At 46.7% G+C, this 1,284-nt stretch carries 1 protein-coding gene; it reads left to right on the top strand.

Annotated elements, in window-relative coordinates; all coding sequences use genetic code 11:
- The first annotated feature begins 21 nt into the window (after positions 1-21).
- A complete protein-coding gene (tuf, locus tag ACQKCP_RS13025) occupies positions 22-1,212 on the top strand; it encodes an elongation factor Tu (RefSeq protein WP_057758488.1) in 1,191 nt (396 codons plus the stop codon).
- The last annotated feature ends 72 nt before the right edge of the window (positions 1,213-1,284 follow it).

The raw sequence follows: 1,284 nt of genomic DNA, 5'->3' as shown, positions 1-1,284 counted from the left end.
CCAAAAAAAGAGGAAATACCCATGGCAAAGGCCAAGTTTGAACGTAACAAGCCACACGTCAACGTCGGTACAATCGGACACGTTGACCATGGTAAAACAACCCTTACCGCTGCAATCGCAACCGTAGCTGCAATCACCTCTGGTGGCGAAGCCAAAGACTACGCGTCTATTGACTCAGCACCAGAAGAAAAAGCACGTGGTATCACCATCAACACCTCACACGTAGAATATGACACAGACAGCCGTCACTACGCACACGTAGATTGCCCAGGTCACGCCGATTATGTTAAAAACATGATCACTGGTGCGGCACAGATGGACGGCGCAATCCTAGTAGTATCTGCAACTGACGGCCCTATGCCACAGACTCGTGAGCACATCTTGCTTTCACGTCAGGTTGGCGTACCGTACATCATCGTATTCATGAACAAATGTGACATGGTAGATGACGAAGAATTGTTAGAGCTAGTAGAAATGGAAGTTCGTGAACTATTGAACGACTATGACTTCCCAGGCGACGACACTCCTATCGTTAAAGGTTCTGCTACTGAAGCCCTAAAAGGCTCAGAAGAAAAATACGGCCAACCAGCTGTTGTAGAACTACTAAACGTACTAGACACTTACATCCCAGAGCCAGAGCGTGACATCGACAAAGCATTCCTAATGCCAATCGAAGACGTATTCTCAATCTCAGGTCGTGGTACTGTAGTAACAGGCCGTGTTGAATCTGGTATCGTTAAAGTTGGCGACGAGATCGAAATCGTTGGTATCCGTGACACTCAAAAAACCACCTGTACTGGTGTAGAGATGTTCCGTAAACTGCTTGACGAAGGTCGTGCAGGCGAAAACTGTGGCGTACTACTACGTGGTACTAAGCGTGAAGACGTACAACGTGGCCAAGTACTAGCTAAGCCAGGTTCAATCACTCCTCACACCAAATTTGACGCTGAAGTATATGTATTGTCAAAAGAAGAGGGTGGTCGTCACACACCATTCCTAAACGGCTATCGTCCACAGTTCTACTTCCGTACTACTGACGTAACTGGCGCAATCCAATTACAAGACGGTACTGAAATGGTAATGCCTGGTGATAACGTTGAGATGGGCGTAGAGCTTATCCACCCAATCGCTATGGACAAAGGTCTTCGCTTCGCAATTCGTGAAGGCGGCCGTACTGTAGGCGCTGGTGTTGTTGCTAACGTATTGAACTAAGACTTAAGTCTCAGTAATGAGCTTATGAATTAGTCATAAAAAAGGCCATCCTATCTAGGGTGGCCTTTTTTT

Origin of the sequence: Psychrobacter sp. NPDC078631, assembly GCF_050268165.1 — a bacterium.
Lineage (GTDB): Bacteria > Pseudomonadota > Gammaproteobacteria > Pseudomonadales > Moraxellaceae > Psychrobacter.
This window is presented reverse-complemented; position numbering and strand designations above follow the sequence as displayed.